This window comes from Leisingera sp. G5_S3_59_S7, from assembly GCF_054968485.1.
Genome location: NZ_JBQKUH010000026.1, coordinates 20,010 through 41,829, shown reverse-complemented (window position 1 = coordinate 41,829; position 21,820 = coordinate 20,010). Strand labels below are relative to the sequence as shown.

Here is a 21,820-nt window from a genome sequence, read left to right as displayed (position 1 = left end):
TTGCGACACCTCCGCAGTAATGCGGCAAACCTCCGGGCCTCATCCGGCCCGGCCAACAAAAAGACACAAAACGTGTCCGACAAGGAGAGTGTGATGAAACTCAAATCCCTATTGATGGGGGCCGTTGCCACGGCGGCCCTGGCGCCGGCAGCTTTTGCTGAGCGCGGGTCCGATGGCCAGGTCAACATCATCTACTGGCAAGCGCCGTCGATCCTGAACCCGTTCCTGTCGGGCGGCACCAAGGACATTCAGGCCGCCTCGCTGGTGATCGAGCCGCTGGCCCGCTATGACCCCGAGGGCAACATGGTGCCCTATCTGGCGACCGAGATCCCGACCGTCGAAAACGGCGGCGTCAGCGAAGACCTGACCTCGATCACCTGGAAAATCGCGCCCGGTATCAAGTGGTCCGACGGCACCGACTTCACTGCCCATGATGTGAAGTTCACCGCCGATTACTGCATGCATCCCGAGGGCGGCTGCGCGCAGCTGACCAAGTTCGAGGGCGTGAGCTCAGTCGAGCTGGTGGACGACATGACCGTCAAGGTCACCTTCGACAAACCGACCCCCTTCCCCTATGGCCCGTTCTCCGGCGGTGAAAGCCCGATCCTGCAGAAAGCGCAGTTCGAGAACTGCATGGGCGCCCGCGCGCCGGAATGCACCGACGCCAACTTTGCCCCAATCGGCACCGGCCCGTTTGTGGTGGATGAGTTCAAGCCGAACGACGTGATCACCATGTCGGCCAACCCCAATTACCGCGATCCGGCCAAGCCCGCGTTTGCCAAGGTGCTGTTCAAGGGTGGCGGTGACGCAACCGCTGCCGGCCGCGCGGTGATGGAAACCGGCGAGTTCGACTATGCCTGGAACCTGCAGCTGGCGCCGGAAGTGATCGCCCAGATGGAAGCAGGCGGCAAGGGCAAGCCGGTTGCGGGCTTCGGCTCGCTGGTGGAACGCATCATGCTGAACCAGACCGACCCGTCGCCGGACCTGCCGGAGGGCGAACGCTCCACCGCCAAGCATCCGCATCCGTTCCTGACGGACCCGGCCGTCTACAAGGCGATGTCGATGGCGATCGACCGTCCGCTGCTGGTCGAAATCGGCTATGGCAAGGCCGGCAAGGTCGGCTGCAACTGGGTGCCTGCGCCTGCGGCCTTCGCCTCCGACACCTTTGACTGCTCCACCCAGGACATCGAAGGCGCCAAGGCGATGCTGGAGGAAGCCGGCTATAAGGACACCAATGGCGACGGCGTGCGGGAGACCCCGGACGGCAAGCCGATGAAGATCCTGTACCAGACCTCGACCAACGCCGTGCGCCAGGACTTCCAGGCGCTGATCAAGGAGTGGTGGAGCCAGATCGGCATCGAATCCGAGCTGCGCAACATCAACGCCTCGGTGTTCTTCGGCGGTGACCCGGGCTCGCCCGACACCTTCCAAAAGTTCTATGCCGACGTCGAGATGTACGCCAACAACTTCGACGGCACCGACCCGCAGGCCTATCTGGCCAACGGCCTGTGCGACAAGGCACCGAAACCGGAATCCCAGTGGCAGGGTGAGAACATCTCGCGCTTCTGCAACGAAGAGTTCGACCAGCTGCACGCCGAGCTGACCAAGACCGCCGGCCTTGAGGCCCGCGCCGAAATCGGCCGCCGCCTCAATGACATCATGGTCGAAAACGGCGGCATGATCCCGCTGGTGCACCGCGGCCGCCTGTCGGCGCACTCCAACACGCTGGGCGGCGTTCACCTGAACGTCTGGGACAGCGAGCTGTGGAACGCAGCTGACTGGTACCGCATCAAGTAAGCAGCGCTTGCCTCACTTGGGGCCCTGACGTTACATCGGGGCCCCTTGCCATTCAGCATTGGTTACGTTTAACCGCCTGCGCGTGACATGGATGTGAGGCCCTCCCCGCCTGCTCCGACCTTAATACAAGTTGCAAAGGCGCCTACCTGATGCTGACCTTTACAATCCGGCGGCTGATCCTGGCAGTTCCGACACTGCTGTTCATCAGCCTCGTGATCTTCCTGCTGCTGGAGCTCGCTCCCGGCGACCCGATGGCGCAGGTTCCCCTGACCGTCCCCCCCGAAGTCAAAGAGAAAATGCGCGAGGCGCTTGGCCTTGGCCAGCCGATGCATATCCGGTTCTGGAAATGGATCGTGCAGTTCTTCTGGATCGAGCCGCAGGTTCTGATCGACCATTACCTGGGCACGTCCTTCTCTGCCGGCGACCTGCGGGTGATCTCCTGGCAGACCCGTTCGCCGGTGATGGACATCGTGATCCAGCGCATTCCGCAGACCCTGTGGGTCGTCGGCACCGCCTATGTGGTCGCCATCCTGATCGCCCTGCCGATCGGTATCTATTCCGCCTACCGCCAGTACAGCTGGTTCGACCAGCTGGGCACCTTCGTGTCGATGGTGGGCTTCTCGGTGCCGCCGTTCTTCTCCGGCGTGCTGGTGATCGTCATCTTCTCGGTGCAGCTGGGCTGGTTCCCGTCGATCTATGACACCACCCATGTGGTCGACAGCTGGGACGCCTTTGTCTACCAGCTGAAGCAGATGATCATGCCGGTGATGGTGCTGGCGCTGCAGATCACCGCGCAGCTGAGCCGCTTCATGCGCGCCTCGATGCTGGACAACCTGAACCAGGATTACGTACGCACCGCCCGCGCCAAGGGCCTGAGCGAATATGTGGTGGTGATGGTCCACGTCCTGCGCAACTCGATGATCCCGGTGGTCACCGTGATTGCGCTGGGGATTCCGTCGATCTTTGGCGGCGCCATCATCACCGAGCAGGTGTTCAAGGTGAACGGCATCGGCCAGCTGCTGATCGGCGCCATTCAGGCCAACGACCTGCCGATGGTGCAGACGCTGACCTTCATCTTTGCGGTGCTGATCGTGCTGTTCAACCTGATCGCCGACGTGCTGTACGGCATTCTTGACCCGAGGATCCGCTATGACTGACAAGGAACGCTTTGTGCCCGACGAAGGCATGGCGCCGGCCTCGACCGCGGTGCCCGGCGCCGGCGCGCTGGAGGAGCTGCACAACCCGCCGCGCAGCCAGTGGCTGGACGTCTGGGACCAGTTCAAATCCCACCGCGGCGCGCTGATGGGCGGGGCCCTGTTCCTGTTCATCATCCTGGCGGTCTATGCCGGGCCGCTGGTTTGGGACATCGACGCCACCAAGATCGACATCCGCGCCCGCAACCAGGGCCCCACCTGGGCGCATCCCTTCGGCACCGACCAGCTGGGCCGCGACATGCTGGCCCGGATGATGGCGGGCGGCGCGACCTCGGTATCCGTGGGTCTGACGGCGATGCTGCTGGCGTTGTTCTTGGGCTCCTTCATCGGGGTGGTTGCCGGCTTCTTCAAGCGCCTGGACGGCCCGCTGATGCGGTTGACCGACCTGTTCCTGGCGCTGCCGCTGCTGCCGCTTCTGCTGGTAATGATGCTGCTGTTCCGCGAGCCGCTGAACGCGGCCTTCGGGCCGGAACAGGGGATCTTCATCCTGATTGTGGCTTCGATCGGGGTGACCAGCTGGATGCCCACCGCACGCATCGTGCGCGGCGATGTGCTGGCGTTGAAAGAGCGCGAGTTCGTGATGGCGGCACGCTCCATCGGCACCACCAACACCGGGCTGATCACCCGGCACATCCTGCCCAACGTGCTGTCGCCGATCATGGTTTCGGCCACGCTGGGGATTGCCACCGCGATCATCACCGAGTCATCGCTGTCCTTCCTCGGCCTCGGCTTCCCGCCGGATTTCCCGACCTGGGGGCGGCTGCTGTTCGATGCCACCGACTATCTGCAGCAGTACCCGGAGCGGGTGTTCTGGCCCGGCATGGCTATTTCGCTGACGGTGCTGAGCGTGAACTACCTGGGCGACGGGCTGCGCGATGCGCTGGATCCGCGGATCCGGGGCCGCTGAGGCGGAACGCACGCACACATTCAAATAAAAACATACCTACTGGCCGCTTTGCAGAAAGCGGCCAGTTTGTTTTGCAGCAGCCGTGTCCGGCAAAGGCAGGATTTCTTCCGGGCGGTCCGACCCGGAATTTTTTCCTGCCGCTGCCCCCTTCCCGCGCCCCACCTGCGGCTTGCGCGGGTGCGCAAATCCGGCCATTTCGGGAAAACGTTCCGAATCCACAGCTGGAGAGCGCCATGTTCGAAACACTCGGTTTTGAGGAGACCACCGCACGGGAGGTTTCCGTCCTGTTTGCGCTTGGCATTGGCGCCCTTTTCGGCGCGCTGGCGCAGTTGACCCGTTTCTGCTTCCGCCGTGCATTGGTGGGAGAAGACCGCCGCCAGGCCGCCGGTGTCTGGGCAATGACCCTGGCCGTGGCCGTTGCCGGCACTCAGGCGGCCGTGGCGCAGGGCTGGATCAGCTTTGCCGATCACCGGCTGATGGTGCAGGATTTGCCGCTGGCGGCCATTGCACTTGGCGGGCTGATGTTCGGCAGCGGCATGATCATGACCCGCGGCTGCGCCTCGCGGCTGCTGGTGCTGGCGGGCAGCGGCAACCTGCGGGCGCTGCTGGTGATTGCGGTGTTTGCCATTGTGGCCCACGCCACGCTGAAGGGCGTGCTGGCCCCGGTCCGCACCACGCTTGGTGCGATCACCCTTCCCGTGGGCGAACAGATCTCCCTTGCGGCCCTGCCCGGCGGCGCACTGCTGTGGAGCGGCCTGATCGTTGTGGCAGCCCTGGTTACCGCGCTGCGCTCCGGCAACCGGGCACTGACGCTTGCTGGCGCGGCAGCGCTTGGCCTGCTCGTGACTATGGCCTGGACAGGCACCGGTTACGTGCTGTTTGACGAATTCGACCCGATCGCGATGGAAAGCCTTTCGTTCACCGCGCCCGCCGCCGACACGCTGTTCTTCGCGATCGCCTCCAGCTCCATTCCTGCGGGATTCGGCTCAGGGCTGATTGGCGGCGTTCTGCTGGGGGCGCTGGCGGTCTCATTGCTGAGCGGCGGTTTCCAGTGGCAAAGCTTCGAAAGCCCGCGCCAGACCGGACGTTACTTGACGGGCGCCATGCTGATGGGCGTCGGCGGCGTGCTGGCGGGCGGCTGCACCGTGGGCGCCGGGCTGGCGGGTATCCCGACGCTCAGCATCGCGGCCCTGCTGGCACTGGCGTTCATCGCGCTTGGCGGTCTTGGCATGAACGCCGCGCTCAGTGCAGCTTCTTCCGGATCCGCCGCACGCCCAGCCACACCAGCCCGACAACCGGCAGAGTGATCAGCGCCGTCAGGCTGCCCTTGCTGATATCCAGCGCCGAGGTCAGCGGGTAGAGCGCGTAAGCGGCCAGCGACACCGCGTAATAGCTGATCGCCACCACTGACAGCCCCTCCACCGTGTGCTGCAGCCTGAGCGCCATGTCGGCGCGTCGGTCCATGCTGGCGAGCAGCGCCTGGTTCTGCGCCGACCGCTCCACATCGACCCGGGTGCGGAGCAGTTCCCCTGCCCTGCGCGCCCGGTTGGCCAGGGTCTCCAGCCGCTTCTCGGTGGATTTCACCGTCCGCATGGCCGGCTCAAACCGGCGCAGCATGAATTCCGCAAGCGTCTGGAAGCCCTCGTGCCGGTCTTCGCGCAGCAGGCTGACCCGCTGATTGACCAACGCGTCATAAGCTCCCGTTGCGCTGAAGCGGAAAGCAGAGCGTGCCGCCATCGCCTCTAGCTCCGCCGAGACGGTCAGCAGCTGTGACAGGGTCTGCTCGGCAGGCGCGGATCCGCCGGTCATCTCCGCCATCATCTCGCTCAGATGAGTGTCCAGCGCGCTGATGGACGGTGTCAGGCCCCGGGCGCGCGAAAACCCCAGCATCGCCATCGCCCGGTAGGTCTCGATCTCGCACAGGCGCTGCACGATCCGGCCGATGCGCTGGCTGCCGGTCTCAGCATTTGGCAGCACTGCAAAACGCATGTGACCAGCCGGGTCGATGCGGAAATCCCCGGCCACTACGGCGCTGTCATCAAGGACCTGCGACACCGCAAGACTCTCCGGCACAAACCAGTCATGCAGGGTTTCCTTCATCTCCGCCGCTTCGGTGCGCGGCACCACCCGGATCAGCGCCGAGGTGATCCGCTGGCCGGGCGCCTCTGCCAGCCAGTCCGCGGGAAAGACATCAAAATCCGCCGGGTCAAAGGCCCGCGCGCTGACGCCGTCCCGGTAGACGGTGTAGCTGACGAATTCGGTATGCTGCTCCCACTTGATCATATGCCTGCCGATCTGGGCCGCGTGATGCGTCGCCCCCGGCTTGGGGTGCGGCGCGCCGTGGCGGTCCAGAAGATCGGTCAGATGCTTCAGATCCTGCATCCGGTCGCGGTGTTCCGCCTCTTTCGGCTGTTTGACCGCCAGATAGACCACCGTGCTGGGGCAGGTCATGGCGGGAAACGGGCGGGCGTGCAGCTCATTGGTGAGCGAGTAACGCAGGGGGTGATCCTGGATCGGGGGCATTCTGGTCTCCGGGGCAATGCTGCCGACCATAGAGCCCCCTGGAAAAGTTGTACAGAAGTGTTTTATTTCAATGCTTTAGAAGAATACAATGGTATACAGAGCAGGCGTTGCAGGGGCTCTGCCCCCGGCCCACGCGGGCCTCCCCCGGGATATTTTCGGCCAGATGAAGGATCCGGGAATTGAAAAGGCGCCCCGCTTGGAGCGCCTTTCCGTGGTTTGTTCAGTGCTGGCTTACTGGATCATGCCCAGCAGCGTGTCGAGGCTTTGCTTTGCATCGCCGTAGAACATGCGGGTGTTTTCCTTGAAGAACAGGGGGTTCTCGATGCCCGAATAGCCCGTGCCCTGGCCGCGTTTGGAGACGAAGACCTGTTTCGCCTTCCAGCATTCCAGCACCGGCATGCCGGCGATGGGGGAGTTGGGGTCCTCCTGCGCGGCCGGGTTCACGATGTCGTTGGAGCCGATGACGATGGCCACGTCGGTGTCCGGGAAATCCTCGTTGATCTCGTCCATCTCCAGCACGATGTCGTAAGGCACCTTGGCCTCGGCCAAGAGGACGTTCATGTGGCCCGGCAGGCGGCCTGCAACCGGGTGGATGGCAAACCGCACATCTTTCCCTTTTGCCCGCAAACGCCGGGTCAGTTCGGCGACGTTCTGCTGCGCCTGCGCCACCGCCATGCCGTAGCCGGGGATGATCACCACAGAATCGGCCTCCTCCAGCGCCGCCGCCACGCCGTCGGCGTCGATGGCGATCTGCTCGCCGTCGATCTCCATCGCAGGCCCCGTGGTGCCGCCGAAGCCGCCCAGGATCACGCTGATGAAGGAGCGGTTCATCGCCTTGCACATGATGTAGCTGAGGATCGCACCGGAGGAGCCGACCAGCGCGCCGACCACGATCAAGAGGTCATTGCCAAGCGAGAAGCCGATCGCCGCCGCGGCCCAGCCGGAGTAGCTGTTCAGCATCGAGACCACCACCGGCATGTCGGCGCCGCCGATGCCCATGATCAGGTGGTAGCCGATGAACAGCGCCGCCAGCGTCATCAGCAGGAGCGGCAGGAAGCCGCCCGAGTTGAAGTACCAGATCAGGCAGAGAAAGGAGAGCCCCGCGGCGCTGGCGTTCAGCATGTGGCCGCCCGGCAGCTTGGTCGCGGCCGAGGTCACCTTGCCCGCCAGCTTGCCGAAAGCGATGACCGAGCCGGTGAAGGTGATCGCACCGATGAAGATGCCGAGGAAGAGTTCCACGCGCAGGAAGGCGATCTCGGCCGGGGTCTTCTTGGCGATCAGCTTGGCAAAGGTGCCCAGGTCCTCGGTGCTGCCCGCAGCCACGGCCGCCGCCACATTGCCGATCTCGAAATGGGCGATGAAGCCGACGAACACCGCGGCGAGGCCGACCAGCGAGTGCATCGCGGCGACCAGCTGCGGCATCTCGGTCATCTGCACCCGCTTGGCGACATAGGTGCCGATGAGGCCGCCGCCCGCGATCAGCAGGACCGACAACAGCCACAGGCCGGAGCCGGGGCCGATCAGGGTGGCAAAAACCGCCAGCCCCATGCCGGCAATGCCGTACCAGACCGCGCGCTTGGCGCTTTCCTGGTTGGAGAGGCCGCCAAGCGACAGGATGAAAAGAACAGCCGCAACGACATAGGCGGCGGTGGTGAAACCGTAATCCATTTTACCTGCCTCGCTTTAAGATTTCTGGAACATGGCGAGCATGCGCCGGGTGACGAGGAAGCCGCCGAAGATGTTGATCCCGGCCATGAAGACGCTGAGCGCCGCCAGCAAGATCACCAGGAACGAGCCGGAGCCGATCTGCATCAAAGCGCCCAGGATGATGATCGAGGAGATCGCGTTGGTCACCGCCATCAGCGGCGTGTGCAGGCTGTGCGCCACGCCCCAGATCACCTGAAAGCCCACGAAACAGGCCAGCGCAAAGACGATGAAATGCTGCATGAAGCTGACCGGAGCAAACAGCCCGACCAGCAAGAGGAGCGCACCGCCGCCCGCCAGCAGGGTGACCTGGCTCTTGGTCTGCGCCTTGAAGGCTTCGACCTCCTGGGCGCGTTTTTCCTCCGGCGTCAGCTCCGGCACCGTCTCCTTGGGCTTGGCGGCAATCGCCTGCACCTTGGGCGGCGGCGGCGGGAAGGTGATCTCGCCCTCAAACGCCACGGTGGCGCCGCGGATCACGTCGTCCTCCATGTCGTGGTTGACCTGGCCGTCTTTGTCCGGCGTGAGGTCAGCCATCATGTGGCGGATGTTGGTGGCATAAAGCGTCGAGGACTGCGCCGCCATCCGGCTGGGGAAATCAGTGTAGCCGATGATGGTGACGCCATTGTCGGTCACGATCTTCTCATCCGCCACGGTCAGCTTGCAGTTGCCGCCCTTCTCCGCCGCCAGGTCGACGATGACCGAGCCCGGCTTCATCGCCGCGACCATATCCTCGGTCCACAGCTCCGGCGCCTCGCGGTTGGGGATCAGCGCGGTGGTGATGACGATGTCCATCTCCGGCGCCAGCTCGCGGAACTTCGCCAGCTGCGCTTCGCGGAATTCCGGCGAAGAAACAGAGGCATAGCCGCCCGAGGCGCTGCCGTCCTGCTGCTCCTCCTCGAAATCGAGATAGACGAACTCGGCGCCCATCGATTCCACCTGCTCGGCAACTTCGGGGCGCACGTCGAAGGCATAGGTGACCGCGCCCAGCGAGGTCGAGGTGCCGATGGCGGCAAGCCCCGCGACGCCTGCGCCGACCACCAGCACCTTGGCGGGCGGCACCTTGCCTGCGGCGGTGATCTGGCCTGTGAAGAAGCGGCCGAAGTTGTTGCCCGCCTCAATGACCGCGCGGTAGCCCGCGATATTGGCCATGGAGCTGAGCGCATCCATCTTCTGCGCGCGGCTGATCCGCGGCACCATTTCCATGGCGATCACATTGGCGCCCTTGGATTTGGCCAGCGCCATGCCTTCTTCGTTCCCAGCCGGGTTGAAGAAGGAAATCAGCGTCTTGCCCTTGGTCAGCCGCTTCAGCTCTGTGGCGTCCGGCTGGCGCACCTTGGCGACGATATCGGCGGCTTTCCACAGCGCGGCCGGTGTCTTGATGATCTCGACCCCGGCGGCTTCGTAAGCGGCATCGGAAAACCCCGCCGCCGCCCCGGCCCCGGCCTCGATCGCGCAATCATACCCCAGCTTCTGCAGCTGACGCGCAGAGTCCGGCGTCATCGCAACGCGGTTTTCGCCCGCATATGTTTCTTTTGGTGTCCCTATTTTCACCTTGTCGGTCCCCCTCGTCCTGCCCGTGCCAGCATACTCTGGGTACGGATCACAATGATTTTCTCTACTATGCGCAAGATTATTGCGCAAGGATTTTGCTGCGTTGCCGCAAAGTCATGCCGCAACGCCGCGTTCCGCTCAGATCCAGCGGCGCACTTTCCGCTCGTACCGGGCCCAGTCCGCGCGGAAGGTCCGGCGCATCCTGTCCTCCTCCGGAATGACAAAGCGTTTCTCCAGTACCCAAAGGAACACCGGGATCAGCGGCAGCGACAGCACCGCGTCAAACCACAGAATAAGGCCCGCCAGGATCAGCACATCGCCCAGGTAGATCGGGTTGCGGCTGCGGCTGAAGATGCCCGATTGCACCAGGCGGCTGGGTGTCTGGTGCGGCAGGACCGTGGTCTTCTGCCGCCGCATCTCGGTGATGGCGAGCAGCGCCAGCAGCAGGCCGCCGCCCAGGAGGGTGCCGCCCAGAAACTCCGCCCAGGCGCCGCCGAAGGAGAGCCCGAGCGCAAAATGCCGCGCTTGCAGCCACGCGGCCAGGACACAGCCCGCGAGCCAGACGGGCGGCACATCCAGCCACCGCATCAGACCCCGCCCTTTCGCAGAATATGTCCTGAAATCATGCACATCGCGGGCAGTTTTCCCTTATCCGTCCTGGCCGTCCAGACCGGTTCGGCCGGGACTGAAAGAAAAGGACAAATTGCCCTCCATGCTGCAGAAACGACGAATCTGTTCCAGCTTGCGGCATGATCCTGCATAGATTCGTCCGAAAGCCTATGTATATTTATGTGTACTGAAGCCGGAGCCGCTCACTCCCACTCCATTTCCTCAAAAACCCGGCCCGCGTTCTTGGTGGCAAGCTCCTCGAATGTGTCCAGGTTCTTCCAGCGCTCCTGATCAACATAGTAGGCGCTGGCGAGGTCTCCGCCCGCCTCGATATGGGCGCCGATCTTGGCCCGCAGATCGGTCAGGTAGTCGAGCGTATAGCGGCGCACCTGCGGCAAATTGGTCGGGTGGCCGTGGCCCGGGATCACATAGGCGGGGTCAAGGGGTTCCAGCTTTTCCTGCCAGGTTTCGATCCAGCATTTGGTGCAGGTGTGCGGGAAAACCGGCAGCATGCGCTCATGAAAGGCGATGTCGCCGGCAATCAGCAGGTCCCACTCCGGGAGCCATACCTGGATGTCGCCCGGATCATGCGCCGGGCCCAGATGCAGCACCTGCATCTCCACTCCGCCCAGGGTGAGGTCATAGCGGTCTTCGAACGACAGGTTGGCGTGCTCGACGCGGGTCTCTCCCGCCCGGTCCTTGTTGTAGCCGCGCATCCGCTGCAGGATCAGGTCGCTGTTTTCCTGCGTCTCGGCAATCGCCTCTGCGTGGGCCAGCACGTCCACGCCCTGGTCCCGCCAGTAGCCGTTGCCAAGCATCGCGTGGCCCTGACCGTTTTCGTTGATCACCAGCACCACCGGCTGGTCCGTCACCTGCTTGATTTCATCGTGCAGCGCCTTGGCCAGTGCATCGGAAGCTCCGGAGTTCACCACCACCACGCCTTCGGAAGTCACGATGAAGGAGAGGTTGTTGTTGTGGCCTGCGTTTTCGTAGGTCGGCGGCGCAGTGGCGCCGGTGGCGGAGAACACATGCGGGATCACCTCCACCGGTTTGGAGTACAGCTCGGACTGAGGGTACTGATCGGCAATGTCTTCGCTGGCGTGGACGGTTGCAGCGATGCACAAGGCGGCGCAGGCGGCGGCAATGGCTTTCATCGGAAATCTCCCTGAAGGTTTGCAGCAACATTCACACATGCGAATGTGACTGTAAACGCCTGACCCATGCGTCGTGACGGCACGGCGGGGTTGCCAGCTGCCCCGGCCCGGTTAGGCTGCCTGCAAAACCGGGAGAATTGAGGATGACGGTATTGCAAGGCAAACACGCGCTGGTCACCGGCGGCGGCACCGGGATCGGGCTGGCGATTGCTCAGGCTCTGGCCGCGGAAGGCGCGCAGGTCACCATCACCGGGCGCAGGCAGGAGGTTTTGGAGCAGGTTGCCACGGGCAGCCTGCATCCGATGGCGATGGATGTGCGGGGCGAGGCGGACGTGGCGGCCAAGGTGGAGGCTGCGGTGGCGGCGCGCGGCCCGGTCCAGATCTGCGTTGCCAATGCAGGCGTTGCCGAGGGCGCAGCGCTGCACAAGACCTCGATGGAATTCTGGCGCAACATGATGGCGACAAACCTCGACGGTGCCTTTCTGACGATCCGGGAATGTTTCAAGTCGATGCGCGAAACCGATTGGGGGCGGGTGATCACCGTGTCCTCCATCGCCGGGTTGCGGGGGCTGAAGGGGGCGGCCTGTTACTCTGCCACCAAGCACGGGATGATCGGCCTGACCCGGGCGCTGAGCGAGGACTACCTGGGCACGCCGTTTACATTCAACGCGCTTTGCCCGGGGTATGTCGACACCCCGATTGTCGAGCGCAATGTCACAGCGATCTCGCAGCGTGCAGGCATGAGCGCGGTGGAGGCAATGGACTTGATGGTGAACGCTAACCGTCACAAGCGGCTGATCGAACCCAGCGAGGTCGCCGCCGCGGCGCTGTGGCTGTGCGGGCCGGGATCCGGGTCGGTGAACGGCCAGTGCATCGAGATCGCGGGCGGGCAGACCTGATGGACCGGGAGGCGTTCAATAGCTTCTGCGCCACCTTTCCGGCGGCGGAGCACGTGGTGCAATGGGGCAACTCGGACGTCTGGAAGGCGGGCGGCAAGCTGTTTGCCGTTTGCGGCTGGGCTGACGGCCGGGATGCCTTCACCTTCAAGGCCGGCGACATCGCCTTTGAGGTTTTGCAGGAACGCCATGGCGTTCGCCCGGCACCCTATTTGGCGTCGCGCGGGATGAAGTGGCTGCAGCAATTTGACGACAACGGCCTCACGGACGCGGAGCTGAAAGACCAGATCACCCTGTCCTATCAGATGGTCACTGCGGGCCTCTCCAAGCGCAAGCGTGCAGAGCTGGGTATCCCGGACCCGCAGCCGGGGCCGGACGGGCGCTAGGCACTGGACAGAATGGCGCAGATGCGGTAGCAAACCGGAAAAGCTTTAAGCTTGAAATACCCCAACGCATGCGAGACCCCTATGACCGATTTTGCTGCAACCAAGGCGATGTTCGACCTGCCCGAGGGCGTGATCTATCTGGACGGCAACTCGCTGGGCCCCCTGCCCCGCGCCGCCAAGGATCGGGTCGGCGCGATGATGCAGGATGAATGGGGGCAGATGCTGATCACTGGCTGGAACAAGGCCGGCTGGATGGACAAGCCCAAGGCGCTGGGGGACCGGATCGGGCGGCTGATCGGGGCGGAGCCGGGCCATGTGGTGATGGGCGACACGCTGTCGATCAAGGTCTATCAGGCCGTTGCTTCGGCGCTGGAGCTGAACCCGGGCCGTAAGGTCGTGCTGTCGGACAACGGCAACTTCCCCACCGACCTCTACATGGCCAGCGGACTGCTGAAATCGCTGGGGCCGGACTATGAGCTGCGGGTGGTGGATCCGGAGGATGTTGAGGACGCCATCACCGATGAGATCGCAGTGCTGATGATCACCGAGGTGGACTACCGCACCGGCCGCAAGCACGACATGAAGGCCCTGACCGCGAAGGCCCATGCCAATGGCGTGCTGACGGTCTGGGATCTGGCGCACTCCGCCGGCGCCATTCCGGTCGATCTGGCCGGGTGCAAGGCCGATTTCGCAGTGGGCTGCACCTACAAGTACCTGAACGGCGGCCCCGGCGCGCCCGCTTTCATCTATGTCTCGCCGCGCCACGCAGTGGCCGCCCGGCCCGCCCTGTCGGGCTGGCTGGGGCATGAGGCGCCATTTGCCTTTGACCTCGACTACCGCCCGGGCCAGGGCATCGACCGGATGCGCGTCGGCACCCCGCCGATCCTGCAGCTGACCGCGCTGGAGGCGGCGATGGATATCTGGGACAAGGCGGATATGGCCAGCGTGCGCGCCAAGTCCATCGGCCTGTGCGATCTGTTCATCGCAGAGGTAGAGAGGACCTGCCCGCAGCTGGAGCTGGCCTCGCCGCGCGATCCGGCGTTCCGCGGCAGCCAGGTTTCGTTCAAGTTCGACGAGGGCTATGCCGCGATGCAGGCGCTGATCGCCCGCGGCGTGATAGGCGACTTCCGGGCCCCGGACATCATGCGGTTCGGTTTTACCCCGCTATACATTGACGAAGGCGACGTGCGCGCCGCGGCGGAGATCATCGCCGATGTGATGACCAACGCCCTGTGGGACCGGCCGGAATACATGGTCCGCCACGCGGTCACCTGATGCGCCGCACCCGCTCTTCCCATCTGCCGCTTTGCCGCCCGGCGGGCTGGGTTGCGCTGTGGCGCCGCCTGGCCCAATGCGGCACCCTGAACCGGAGGACGCATTCCTTTCCCTGACATATACTGCCCTTAGGAAAAGGAACGCTACGATGACCCAACCCTATGATCCCGCCGACGACGGCGCCCAGATGTCCTTTGACGGGCGCATGTCCTATGGCGACTACCTGTCGCTCGACATGCTGCTGAACGCGCAGAAGACATGGACCAACACCCATGACGAAATGCTGTTCATCATCCAGCACCAGACCTCCGAGCTGTGGATGCGGCTGGCCATTCACGAGCTGAGCGCCGCCCGCGAAAGGCTTCTGGGCGGCCAGACGCGGCAGGCGTTCAAAATGCTGGCCCGGGTGGCGCGCATATTCGAGCAGCTGAACTCCGCCTGGGATGTGCTGCGCACGATGACCCCCTCGGATTACACTGCGTTCCGGGATGAACTCGGCCAAAGCTCAGGCTTTCAGTCGCACCAGTACCGGCAGATCGAATTCATGCTGGGCAACCGCAACATGGCGATGCTGCGCCCGCACGCCCACCGCCCGGACATTCTGGCGCTATTGGAGGCGGAACTGAAGCAGCCGTCGCTCTATGATGTTGCACTGAAGGCGCTGGCGCAGAGCTTTGAACTGCCGGAGGAAGTGCTGAACCGGGATGTTTCCGAGGCCTATCAGCCGCATGAGGCGGTGCAGGCCGCCTGGACCGAGGTCTACCGCGATACTGAGGCCCATTGGGAGCTGTACGAGCTGGCGGAAAAGCTGGTGGATTTCGAGGACTACTTCCGCCGCTGGCGCTTCAACCACGTGACGACGGTGGAGCGCGTGATCGGCTTCAAGCGCGGCACCGGCGGCACCGGCGGCGTCAGCTATCTGAAACGGATGCTGGAGGTGGAGCTGTTCCCCGAGCTTTGGCACCTGCGCACCGAGCTGTAAGGCACGCGCGGGTCGGTGCGTCCGGCCCGCGCCTCAGCGCGGCGTCAGTCCGGCCCCGATCAGCGCGGCCAGCTGGCGCACCCCGGCCTGATAGGCGGCAAAATCACCGGCGGTTTGCTTGATGCCTTTGAGGGACGCACAAATCGTCCGGGCGATCACGTCAGCGTCTCCGTTCAGCGCCGCCTGCCCGGCCTCTGCCTGCTGCTGCAGCCAAGCGGCGTAAAGCCCGCGCAAAGCCGCCTCGCCCGCTTCGATTTCCTCACCCGCGACGTGTTTGGTAACTTCGAACAACTCCATCCCGTGCGGCGACGCCATCATCGACTCAATCGCTTCGCCGCCCTGCCCCCTGAAAGCGGCCAGCAGGCGGTCGGACAGGGTGCCTTCAGAGGCCAGCCCCACGCGGACGTTCTCTGCCGCATTGCCGTAATACGCGGCCACAAGCGCCCGGAAGATCGCCTCTTTGTTCTTGAAATGCAGATAGAGCGCCGGGCGCGACATGCCCGCCCCCTTGGCGATGTCGTCCATCGAGGTCTTGCGGAATCCATATGTGGAGAACGCCGCCCAGGCGGCCCCAAGGATTGCCTGCTGTTTTGGGTCTATGCCTGCCATGTTCATAATTTTGCTTCTGACATTATCTGCAGAAAATGTCAATTGACATACTGACACTTTCAATTACATTTGTCAGCGACCCAGCAAAGGAAGACACGCCATGTCCACCACGCTTCGCATCAATGGAAAGTCCCATCGGGTGGATCTGCCTGATGATGTGCCCCTGCTGTGGGTGCTGCGCGATGAGGTCGGCCTCACCGGCACCAAGTTCGGCTGCGGCGTCGCGGCTTGCGGCGCCTGCACCGTGCATATCGACGGCGAAGCGGTGCGCTCCTGCCAGGTGGCGCTGTCGGACGTCTGGGGCGAGGTGACCACGGTCGAGGGTCTCGGCACACCGGATGCGATGGCTGCGATTCAGCAGGCCTGGGTGGAGCATCAGGTGGCCCAGTGCGGCTACTGCCAGTCCGGCCAGATCATGCAGGCGGCGAGCCTCTTGGCGGAAAACCCGGCGCCCTCGGACGCGGAGATTGACGAGGCGATGCAGGGCAACCTGTGCCGATGCGGCACCTACCCGCGCATCCGCGCCGCTATCCACGCCGCCGCCCAAAAGATGCAGGAGGCGTAAGTCATGGCCAGCTTCAAGAAAATCGCCCGCCGCAGCTTCCTGATCGGTTCCGCCGCCATCATCGGCGGTGTCGCCTTTGGCGCTTATTACGTCAGCCGCCCTGCCCCGAACCCGTTGAAACCCGGCGACGGGGAAGTGGCGTTCAACCCCTTTGTGATGATCTCGGACCAGAAGATCACCCTGATCGCCCCGCGCGCCGAGATGGGCCAGGGCGTGCACACCACCTGGGCCGCGCTGATTGCCGAGGAACTGGACGTGACGCTGGACCAGGTGGAGGTTCTGCACGGCCCCGCCGCCAAGGCCTATTACAATTCCGCCCTGATGAGCGAGGCGCTGCCCAGCACCGGCTATGACAAGTCCAAGTTCATGCACTCGCTGGGCGAACTGATGGGCCAGGCGGGCAAGCTGCTGGATCTGCAGGTGACAGGCGGTTCAACCTCGATGAAGGACGGGTACGAGCGGATGCGGCTGGCTGGCGCCTCGGCCCGGGAAACGCTGAAGGAAGCCGCCGCCCAGCGCCTTGGCGTCAGCCGCGGCCAGCTTAGCACCCGGGACGGCAAGGTAATTGCGCCGGATGGCGCGGAGATTGCCTATACCGAGCTGGCAGCAGATGCAGCCCGGCTGGAGCCGGTGGACGCCCCCCTGCGCCCGCGCAGCGAATGGCGGCTGCTGGGCAAGGCCCAGCCGCGGGTGGACATGGCGGACAAGGCAACCGGCACCGCGCAATTCGGCATTGATGTGCGCCTGCCCGGGATGAAATTTGCTGCGCTGAAGGCGAACCCGCATCTGGGCGGCGCGATGAAGGGTTTTGACGCCGCAGCAGCCCTTGAGATGCCCGGCATCGAAACGGTTGCGGATCTTGGCGATGCGGTTGCCGCTGTCGGCCGCAACACCTGGCTGGCGATCCAGGCGCTGGAGGCCATAGACTTCGACTGGGGGGCAGCCCCTATTCCGGCCGCCCAAAAAGAGATCTCCGGCGCAATTCATGCAGCGTTTCAGGCTGAGCCGAACTCCACCCTTCGCGACGACGGCGATGCCGCAACCCTGCCGGAGGGCGCGCAGGAGGTGACGGCAGAGTACGAGGTGCCCTACCTCGCCCACGCCACGATGGAGCCGCTGAACGCCACCGCGCTGTTTGACGGCCAGCGCCTGCAGATCTGGTGCGGCAACCAGGGGCCGATGCTGGTCCGCGACCACTGCGCCAAGGCGCTGGGGATCGAGCCGGAGCAGGTGGAGGTGAACACCACCCTGATGGGTGGCGGCTTCGGCCGGCGGGGCGAGTTCGATTTTGCCGTCTATGCCGCCCGTCTGGCCGGGCAGATGCCGGGCACACCGGTGCAGCTGACCTGGAGCCGCGAGGAGGACATGACCCATGACTTTTACCGCCCGGCCTCTGCCGCGAGGTTCCGCGGTGCGGTGAAGGACAGCAAGGCGCTGCTGCTGGACGGGCAGATTGCCGGCCAGTCGCCCACCGCGCAGGCGATGAACCGCTGGATCGGACTGTCGCCCAGCGGCCCGGACACCGCCTTGACCGATGGCGCCTTCAACCAGCCCTATGGCATCCCCAACTACCGCATCCGCGGCTATGCAGCGGACCTGCAGATCCCAGTTGGCTTCTGGCGTTCAGTCGGCGCGTCGATCAACGGATTTTTCATGGAGAGCTTTGTGGACGAGCTGGCCCACGCTGCGGGCGCCGACCCGCTGGAGTTCCGCCTGGAACTTGCGCGCGGGGAGTGGGAGCCCGCTGCCAAGGTGCTGGAAGCGGTCAAGGAAATGTCCGGCTGGACCGGCAGGACGCCCGAAGGCGTGGGCCGCGGCGTTGCCATGACATACAGCTTCGGCACCCCGGTGGCACAGGTCATTGAAGTCGCTCAGGAAGACGGCGGCATCCGCCTGCAAAAGGCGTGGATCGCCGCTGATCTGGGGGTTGCGCTGGATCCGCGAAACCTGGAAGCGCAGATGTCCGGCGGCATGGCCTATGGGCTGTCGGCGGCGATGTTCGGCGAGATCACCTTCGCCGAAGGCGCCGCGGAGCAGGTGAATTTCCCCGATTACGACGCCATCCGCATGCACACCATGCCCGTGGTGGAGGTGCGAATCTTGGAAGAGCAGGCGCATATCGGCGGCGCGGGCGAACCCGGCACGCCGCCCGCGGCCCCGGCACTGGCAAACGCGCTGTTCGACCTTACCGGCAAACGGGCGCGGCGGCTGCCGCTGATGCACGACTTCGATCTGCTGACCTGATTGCCGCGCGGCTTGTCATTCACCGGGCAGGCCGCCAGCTTCAATTTCAGTCGAGGATTTTGACCATCCGGTAGTTGTGGATCTTGACGCCGCGGCGCTCGAAAACGCGCCGCCGGTCTACGACAAAGCCCTGCCGCTCAAAGAAGCCGCGCGCAGCTTCGCTGGCCTCAACATATAGCAGCTTGAGCCCCTGGCGCAGTGCCACCGTTTCCAGCCTGACGTATAACGCCGCCGCAACGCCCTGCCCTGCGGCACGGGGATGGCAAAACAGCATGTCGATATGGCCGTCGGATTCCAGGTCGATGAAGGCCACCGGCGTATCGTCTTCGCCGATCGCAACCCATACCGCCCGCCCGTCGGATAGCTTTTGCCCGATGGTCTCGGCCGGTGGCGCCCCGGGGCACCAGGCGTTGATCTGCTCCGGCGAATAATACCGGCTTGCGATGCCATGCACCGCAGAGTGAAACACCTCCGCCAGGTCCTCCGCATCGTCTGCTTTGAATTGCCGGATCTTGTAGTTGCCCTTGCTGCCGGGCGCGCCCTCTTCCGCATCACCTTTCATACTCAAACCTTTTAACCAAATGCGCCTATGCGGATTTCTGAAAACCGGGCTGCGCGCCGCCATTCGCCCAGGCCTGCACCGCAGAGCCAAACGCCTCAAACAAAGGGCGCGACACCGGATCGCTGGCGGCATCCCACTCCGGATGCCACTGCACCGACAGCGTAAAGCCCGGCGCGTCCTTGACGAAGATCGCCTCGGGGGTGCCGTCGGGCGCGTGCCCGTCCACCACCACCCGCGCGCCCGGGCGCTTGATGCCCTGGCCGTGCAACGTGTTGGTCATCACTTCCTCGGCGCCGAACAGGCGGTGGAACACGCCGCCCGCACTGAACCGGACGCTGTGGCGCAGGGCAAATTTCTCTTCCAGCGTGCCATCGGGCGGCATCCGGTGGTTCATCCGCCCCGGCAGATCCCGGATTTCGGGATAGAGCGTGCCGCCCATTGCCACGTTGACCTCCTGAAAGCCGCGGCAGATGCCCAGGAACGGCTGGCCGCGCTCCACGCAGGCGCGGATCAGCGGCAGGGTGATGGCGTCGCGCGCCCGGTCAAAGGCGCCATGCGCCTCGGTCTCCGCCTCGCCGTATTCAGCGGGGTGCACATTCGGCCGCCCGCCGGTCAGCAGGAAACCGTCGAACGTTTGCAGCAGTTCCTCAACGGTGACAAAGCGCGGGTCGGAAGGGATCATCAGCGGCATGCATCCGGCCACCTCGGCAATCGCCTCGGAATTCATCGTGCCGCCTGCATGCACAGGGTACTGATCGTTGATCAGATAGGAGTTGCCGATAATGCCAACCTTGGGTCGCGTCATAATCCACTCGTAAATTCATTTCCTGAAGAAAAACCTAGCCCTGACACTGCACGGGTTCAACAGGCGCCGCAGAGCAACACAGTGTTCACACCCGCACAACCCTGCGTCAGCAGCCAGCCTGCCGCCTTAATTCAGCACGACAGGCTGTCCGGTGCCGCGTCGCGCGACACCACCACAAGCGCCCGGCACCTCTGCCCCGGCACCGCCCGGTAGCTGTGTGCAAACCCCGCGTCGAAATAGACCGAGTCGCCCTTGTTCAGAACCTCACTCCGGCCATGGATGCCCAGTTCCAGCCCGCCCTCGATCACATAGATCAGCTCCGCGCCCGGATGCGCATGGGGCTCGCTTTCGGCGCTGTTGCCGGAAAATTCCGCAAGGTAGGTCTGAAAGCGGCTTTTGGTTACCGGGAAATCCAGGCTCTCAAACAGATAGGACAGCGGCCCGTCGTTTTTGTCGCCCAGTTTCAACCGGTCCCGCGCCCGCACCACTTCCAGCACCGGTGCGTCCTCGCCCGGCCCGAAGAAGTGATCCAGCCCCACCCCGAACACCATGGCGATGCGCAGCAAGGTCGCCAGGGTCGGGAACACCTGCCCACGTTCAATCCGCGACAGCATCGCCGCCGACAGGCCGGTGTGCTCGCCCAGCTGTGCCAGCCCCATGTCCTTGCCCTGGCGCAGACTGCGCAGCTTGGGACCGATTCTGTAGGCTTCCAAACCTTCCTGAAGCGTTTCAGACAGCATGGGCTTGCTCATGGTTTTGACCTCCGGTGCAATCCAGTTAAGGGTCATTTTACCCAGGTGCAAAAATAATGCACCTCACACAAACGTGTATCTCATGCAAATTTTTTGCATGTCAAGCTATCCATGCCAGACCTCTCTGCCCTCCTCCCGCTGGCGCCTGACAGAAAGGATGTCCCATGATCTTCAACCGCCTCTCCGTGACAGCATTTGCCATTGCCCTTGGCCTATCCGTGCCGTCGGCCGTCCCGGCCGGGTCGAAAGACATTGTCGAAACGGCAGCTGCTGCCGGCCAGTTTGAGACCCTTGCAGCCGCGCTGACCGCCGCTGATCTGGTGGGAAAGCTGCAGGGCGATGGCCCATTCACGGTGTTTGCGCCGACTGATGACGCATTTGCGGCCCTCCCCGAAGGCACGGTCGAAACTTTGCTGAAGCCGGAAAACCGCGCGCAGCTGACAGAGATCCTCACTTACCACGTGGTGCCGGGCAAGGTGATGTCCTCAGACCTGAGCGACGGCATGACCGCGGAAACTGTGATGGGCAAAGAGATCACCGTGTCGATGGACGGCGGGGTCAAGATCAATGACGCCACGGTCACAACCGCAGACGTCGAAGCGTCAAACGGCGTCATCCATGTGATCGACGCGGTCATGCTGCCATAAGCGCGCCGTCTGCCCTAAAAGCAGGTCCCCCCTCTCCTGCTTTAAGAGCAGGGCCCTCTCCCGTCCTATTCAGCGGGCTTCCCTCTGGCCCCGGCGGGAGGGGGCTGTTGTCAAATCTCGCCGTGCAGGCCCGCGGCTTCGATTCCGGTCACCGCAGCGGCCGCGTCATTGTCCGAGGTATCGCCGGTCACGCCGACCGCCCCGATCACGTCACCTGAGCTGTCCCTGACCAGCACGCCGCCGGGCACCGGCACCACCTGGCCGCCGTAAACCCCGTTCACCGCGGCCATAAAATAGGACTGGCTCTCTGCCCGCGCCATTTGTGCAGTGCCCGCCATGCCCAGCATCACCGCGCCGTAAGCCTTGCCATGGGCAATCGCGAACCGTCCCGGTGCGGCGCCGTCCTCGCGCTCGAATGCCTGCACGTGGCCGCCGGCATCCAGCACCACCACCGACAGCGGTTTCAAGTTCAGCCCGCGCCCGCTTTCCAGCGCCGCCCGGATGATGGTGCGCGCCTGATCCAATGAAATCCCTGCCATGAGTGATCTTCCTCCCGCTGACGTTACGTTATGAAAGGAAAAGGAGGCCAAAAGGCCCCCTGTGACTACCCGCTGAATCAGGGAAACTGTTTCCCGGGG

Annotated in this window: 21 protein-coding genes; 11 read left to right on the top strand and 10 right to left on the bottom strand. The window is 64.2% G+C overall.

Going from position 1 to position 21,820, the window contains the following annotated elements; genetic code table 11:
• Positions 1-93: 93 nt before the first annotated feature.
• The 4 genes from ACTRWG_RS12990 to ACTRWG_RS12975 all read left to right on the top strand — a co-directional run bounded on the left by ACTRWG_RS12990 (position 94) and on the right by ACTRWG_RS12975 (position 5,225).
• Positions 94-1,797, top strand: coding sequence for a peptide ABC transporter substrate-binding protein (locus tag ACTRWG_RS12990; protein ID WP_259956816.1), 1,704 nt, complete (start codon positions 94-96; stop codon positions 1,795-1,797).
• A gap of 149 nt (positions 1,798-1,946) precedes the next feature.
• Positions 1,947-2,954 (top strand): ABC transporter permease, encoded by a 1,008-nt coding sequence (locus tag ACTRWG_RS12985; RefSeq protein ID WP_027237063.1) that lies wholly within the window; start codon positions 1,947-1,949, stop codon positions 2,952-2,954.
• Positions 2,947-3,918, top strand: coding sequence for an ABC transporter permease (locus ACTRWG_RS12980; RefSeq protein ID WP_027237062.1), 972 nt, complete (start codon positions 2,947-2,949; stop codon positions 3,916-3,918). Before ACTRWG_RS12985 ends, ACTRWG_RS12980 begins: the two co-directional genes overlap by 8 nt.
• Before the next feature lie 233 nt (positions 3,919-4,151).
• Positions 4,152-5,225, top strand: a complete 1,074-nt coding sequence (locus ACTRWG_RS12975) for a YeeE/YedE family protein (protein ID WP_462829402.1) — start codon at positions 4,152-4,154, stop codon at positions 5,223-5,225.
• On the opposite strand, the gene ACTRWG_RS12970 is transcribed toward ACTRWG_RS12975, so the two are convergent.
• From ACTRWG_RS12970 to ACTRWG_RS12950, 5 genes are all read right to left on the bottom strand, one after another.
• Complete coding sequence (locus ACTRWG_RS12970; protein WP_027237059.1) at positions 5,161-6,441, bottom strand: DUF3422 family protein; 1,281 nt, start codon at positions 6,439-6,441, stop codon at positions 5,161-5,163. The two genes, ACTRWG_RS12975 and ACTRWG_RS12970, sit on opposite strands and share 65 nt — an antisense overlap.
• A gap of 231 nt (positions 6,442-6,672) precedes the next feature.
• Complete coding sequence (locus ACTRWG_RS12965) at positions 6,673-8,109, bottom strand: NAD(P)(+) transhydrogenase (Re/Si-specific) subunit beta (protein WP_027237058.1); 1,437 nt, start codon at positions 8,107-8,109, stop codon at positions 6,673-6,675.
• 15 nt (positions 8,110-8,124) lie between these two features.
• Complete coding sequence (locus tag ACTRWG_RS12960) at positions 8,125-9,696, bottom strand: Re/Si-specific NAD(P)(+) transhydrogenase subunit alpha (RefSeq protein ID WP_259956823.1); 1,572 nt, start codon at positions 9,694-9,696, stop codon at positions 8,125-8,127.
• A gap of 138 nt (positions 9,697-9,834) precedes the next feature.
• Positions 9,835-10,284 (bottom strand): methyltransferase family protein, encoded by a 450-nt coding sequence (locus tag ACTRWG_RS12955; RefSeq protein WP_027237056.1) that lies wholly within the window; start codon positions 10,282-10,284, stop codon positions 9,835-9,837.
• A 224-nt stretch (positions 10,285-10,508) separates the two neighbouring features.
• Entirely contained in the window at positions 10,509-11,459 is a 951-nt protein-coding gene (locus tag ACTRWG_RS12950) for an MBL fold metallo-hydrolase (protein WP_260027775.1), read from the bottom strand.
• A 143-nt stretch (positions 11,460-11,602) separates the two neighbouring features.
• On the opposite strand from ACTRWG_RS12950, the gene ACTRWG_RS12945 reads away from it, so the two are divergent.
• The 4 genes from ACTRWG_RS12945 to kynA all read left to right on the top strand — a co-directional run bounded on the left by ACTRWG_RS12945 (position 11,603) and on the right by kynA (position 14,998).
• Positions 11,603-12,358 carry an SDR family NAD(P)-dependent oxidoreductase gene (locus ACTRWG_RS12945; protein ID WP_462829401.1) on the top strand — a complete coding sequence of 252 codons (756 nt, stop codon included), beginning with the start codon at positions 11,603-11,605 and terminating at the stop codon, positions 12,356-12,358.
• Positions 12,358-12,741 carry an MmcQ/YjbR family DNA-binding protein gene (locus ACTRWG_RS12940; protein WP_462829405.1) on the top strand — a complete coding sequence of 128 codons (384 nt, stop codon included), beginning with the start codon at positions 12,358-12,360 and terminating at the stop codon, positions 12,739-12,741. Before ACTRWG_RS12945 ends, ACTRWG_RS12940 begins: the two co-directional genes overlap by 1 nt.
• 81 nt (positions 12,742-12,822) lie before the next feature.
• On the top strand, positions 12,823-14,016 hold the full coding sequence (gene kynU, locus ACTRWG_RS12935) for a kynureninase (protein WP_462829400.1): 1,194 nt from the start codon (positions 12,823-12,825) through the stop codon (positions 14,014-14,016).
• Positions 14,017-14,164: 148 nt separating this feature from the next.
• Positions 14,165-14,998, top strand: coding sequence for a tryptophan 2,3-dioxygenase (kynA, locus tag ACTRWG_RS12930; protein ID WP_462829399.1), 834 nt, complete (start codon positions 14,165-14,167; stop codon positions 14,996-14,998).
• A gap of 33 nt (positions 14,999-15,031) precedes the next feature.
• Here kynA and ACTRWG_RS12925 read toward each other — a convergent pair whose 3' ends face one another.
• Positions 15,032-15,613, bottom strand: coding sequence for a TetR/AcrR family transcriptional regulator (locus ACTRWG_RS12925; protein WP_462829398.1), 582 nt, complete (start codon positions 15,611-15,613; stop codon positions 15,032-15,034).
• A 94-nt stretch (positions 15,614-15,707) separates the two neighbouring features.
• On the opposite strand from ACTRWG_RS12925, the gene ACTRWG_RS12920 reads away from it, so the two are divergent.
• The gene (locus ACTRWG_RS12920) at positions 15,708-16,172 is read left to right on the top strand and encodes a (2Fe-2S)-binding protein (protein WP_462829397.1); all 465 of its coding nucleotides are present in this window, start codon (positions 15,708-15,710) and stop codon (positions 16,170-16,172) included.
• Between the two features lie 3 nt (positions 16,173-16,175).
• Complete coding sequence (locus ACTRWG_RS12915) at positions 16,176-18,416, top strand: xanthine dehydrogenase family protein molybdopterin-binding subunit (protein ID WP_462829395.1); 2,241 nt, start codon at positions 16,176-16,178, stop codon at positions 18,414-18,416.
• Between the two features lie 46 nt (positions 18,417-18,462).
• Here the strand turns inward: ACTRWG_RS12915 and ACTRWG_RS12910 are convergent, their stop codons facing one another.
• From ACTRWG_RS12910 to ACTRWG_RS12900, 3 genes are all read right to left on the bottom strand, one after another.
• Complete coding sequence (locus ACTRWG_RS12910) at positions 18,463-18,978, bottom strand: GNAT family N-acetyltransferase (RefSeq protein WP_462829404.1); 516 nt, start codon at positions 18,976-18,978, stop codon at positions 18,463-18,465.
• A gap of 25 nt (positions 18,979-19,003) precedes the next feature.
• Complete coding sequence (locus tag ACTRWG_RS12905) at positions 19,004-19,783, bottom strand: gamma-glutamyl-gamma-aminobutyrate hydrolase family protein (RefSeq protein ID WP_027237046.1); 780 nt, start codon at positions 19,781-19,783, stop codon at positions 19,004-19,006.
• 131 nt (positions 19,784-19,914) lie between these two features.
• Positions 19,915-20,535: a helix-turn-helix domain-containing protein gene (locus ACTRWG_RS12900; protein WP_259970432.1), complete on the bottom strand. Its 621-nt coding sequence runs from the start codon at positions 20,533-20,535 to the stop codon at positions 19,915-19,917.
• Between the two features lie 164 nt (positions 20,536-20,699).
• On the opposite strand from ACTRWG_RS12900, the gene ACTRWG_RS12895 reads away from it, so the two are divergent.
• Entirely contained in the window at positions 20,700-21,182 is a 483-nt protein-coding gene (locus ACTRWG_RS12895; protein ID WP_036797474.1) for a fasciclin domain-containing protein, read from the top strand.
• A 110-nt stretch (positions 21,183-21,292) separates the two neighbouring features.
• Here the strand turns inward: ACTRWG_RS12895 and ACTRWG_RS12890 are convergent, their stop codons facing one another.
• Positions 21,293-21,721, bottom strand: a complete 429-nt coding sequence (locus tag ACTRWG_RS12890; RefSeq protein WP_027237043.1) for a GlcG/HbpS family heme-binding protein — start codon at positions 21,719-21,721, stop codon at positions 21,293-21,295.
• Positions 21,722-21,820: the final 99 nt, after the last annotated feature.

Coding starts and splice junctions, on each gene's coding strand:
- ACTRWG_RS12990 (WP_259956816.1), top strand. CDS start 94: ATGAAACTCAAATCCCTATTGATGGGGGCCGTTGCCACGGCGGCCCTG.
- ACTRWG_RS12985 (WP_027237063.1), top strand. CDS start 1,947: ATGCTGACCTTTACAATCCGGCGGCTGATCCTGGCAGTTCCGACACTG.
- ACTRWG_RS12980 (WP_027237062.1), top strand. CDS start 2,947: ATGACTGACAAGGAACGCTTTGTGCCCGACGAAGGCATGGCGCCGGCC.
- ACTRWG_RS12975 (WP_462829402.1), top strand. CDS start 4,152: ATGTTCGAAACACTCGGTTTTGAGGAGACCACCGCACGGGAGGTTTCC.
- ACTRWG_RS12970 (WP_027237059.1), bottom strand. CDS start 6,441: ATGCCCCCGATCCAGGATCACCCCCTGCGTTACTCGCTCACCAATGAG.
- ACTRWG_RS12965 (WP_027237058.1), bottom strand. CDS start 8,109: ATGGATTACGGTTTCACCACCGCCGCCTATGTCGTTGCGGCTGTTCTT.
- ACTRWG_RS12955 (WP_027237056.1), bottom strand. CDS start 10,284: ATGCGGTGGCTGGATGTGCCGCCCGTCTGGCTCGCGGGCTGTGTCCTG.
- ACTRWG_RS12950 (WP_260027775.1), bottom strand. CDS start 11,459: ATGAAAGCCATTGCCGCCGCCTGCGCCGCCTTGTGCATCGCTGCAACC.
- ACTRWG_RS12945 (WP_462829401.1), top strand. CDS start 11,603: ATGACGGTATTGCAAGGCAAACACGCGCTGGTCACCGGCGGCGGCACC.
- ACTRWG_RS12940 (WP_462829405.1), top strand. CDS start 12,358: ATGGACCGGGAGGCGTTCAATAGCTTCTGCGCCACCTTTCCGGCGGCG.
- kynU (WP_462829400.1), top strand. CDS start 12,823: ATGACCGATTTTGCTGCAACCAAGGCGATGTTCGACCTGCCCGAGGGC.
- kynA (WP_462829399.1), top strand. CDS start 14,165: ATGACCCAACCCTATGATCCCGCCGACGACGGCGCCCAGATGTCCTTT.
- ACTRWG_RS12925 (WP_462829398.1), bottom strand. CDS start 15,613: ATGAACATGGCAGGCATAGACCCAAAACAGCAGGCAATCCTTGGGGCC.
- ACTRWG_RS12920 (WP_462829397.1), top strand. CDS start 15,708: ATGTCCACCACGCTTCGCATCAATGGAAAGTCCCATCGGGTGGATCTG.
- ACTRWG_RS12915 (WP_462829395.1), top strand. CDS start 16,176: ATGGCCAGCTTCAAGAAAATCGCCCGCCGCAGCTTCCTGATCGGTTCC.
- ACTRWG_RS12910 (WP_462829404.1), bottom strand. CDS start 18,978: ATGAAAGGTGATGCGGAAGAGGGCGCGCCCGGCAGCAAGGGCAACTAC.
- ACTRWG_RS12905 (WP_027237046.1), bottom strand. CDS start 19,783: ATGACGCGACCCAAGGTTGGCATTATCGGCAACTCCTATCTGATCAAC.
- ACTRWG_RS12900 (WP_259970432.1), bottom strand. CDS start 20,535: ATGAGCAAGCCCATGCTGTCTGAAACGCTTCAGGAAGGTTTGGAAGCC.
- ACTRWG_RS12895 (WP_036797474.1), top strand. CDS start 20,700: ATGATCTTCAACCGCCTCTCCGTGACAGCATTTGCCATTGCCCTTGGC.
- ACTRWG_RS12890 (WP_027237043.1), bottom strand. CDS start 21,721: ATGGCAGGGATTTCATTGGATCAGGCGCGCACCATCATCCGGGCGGCG.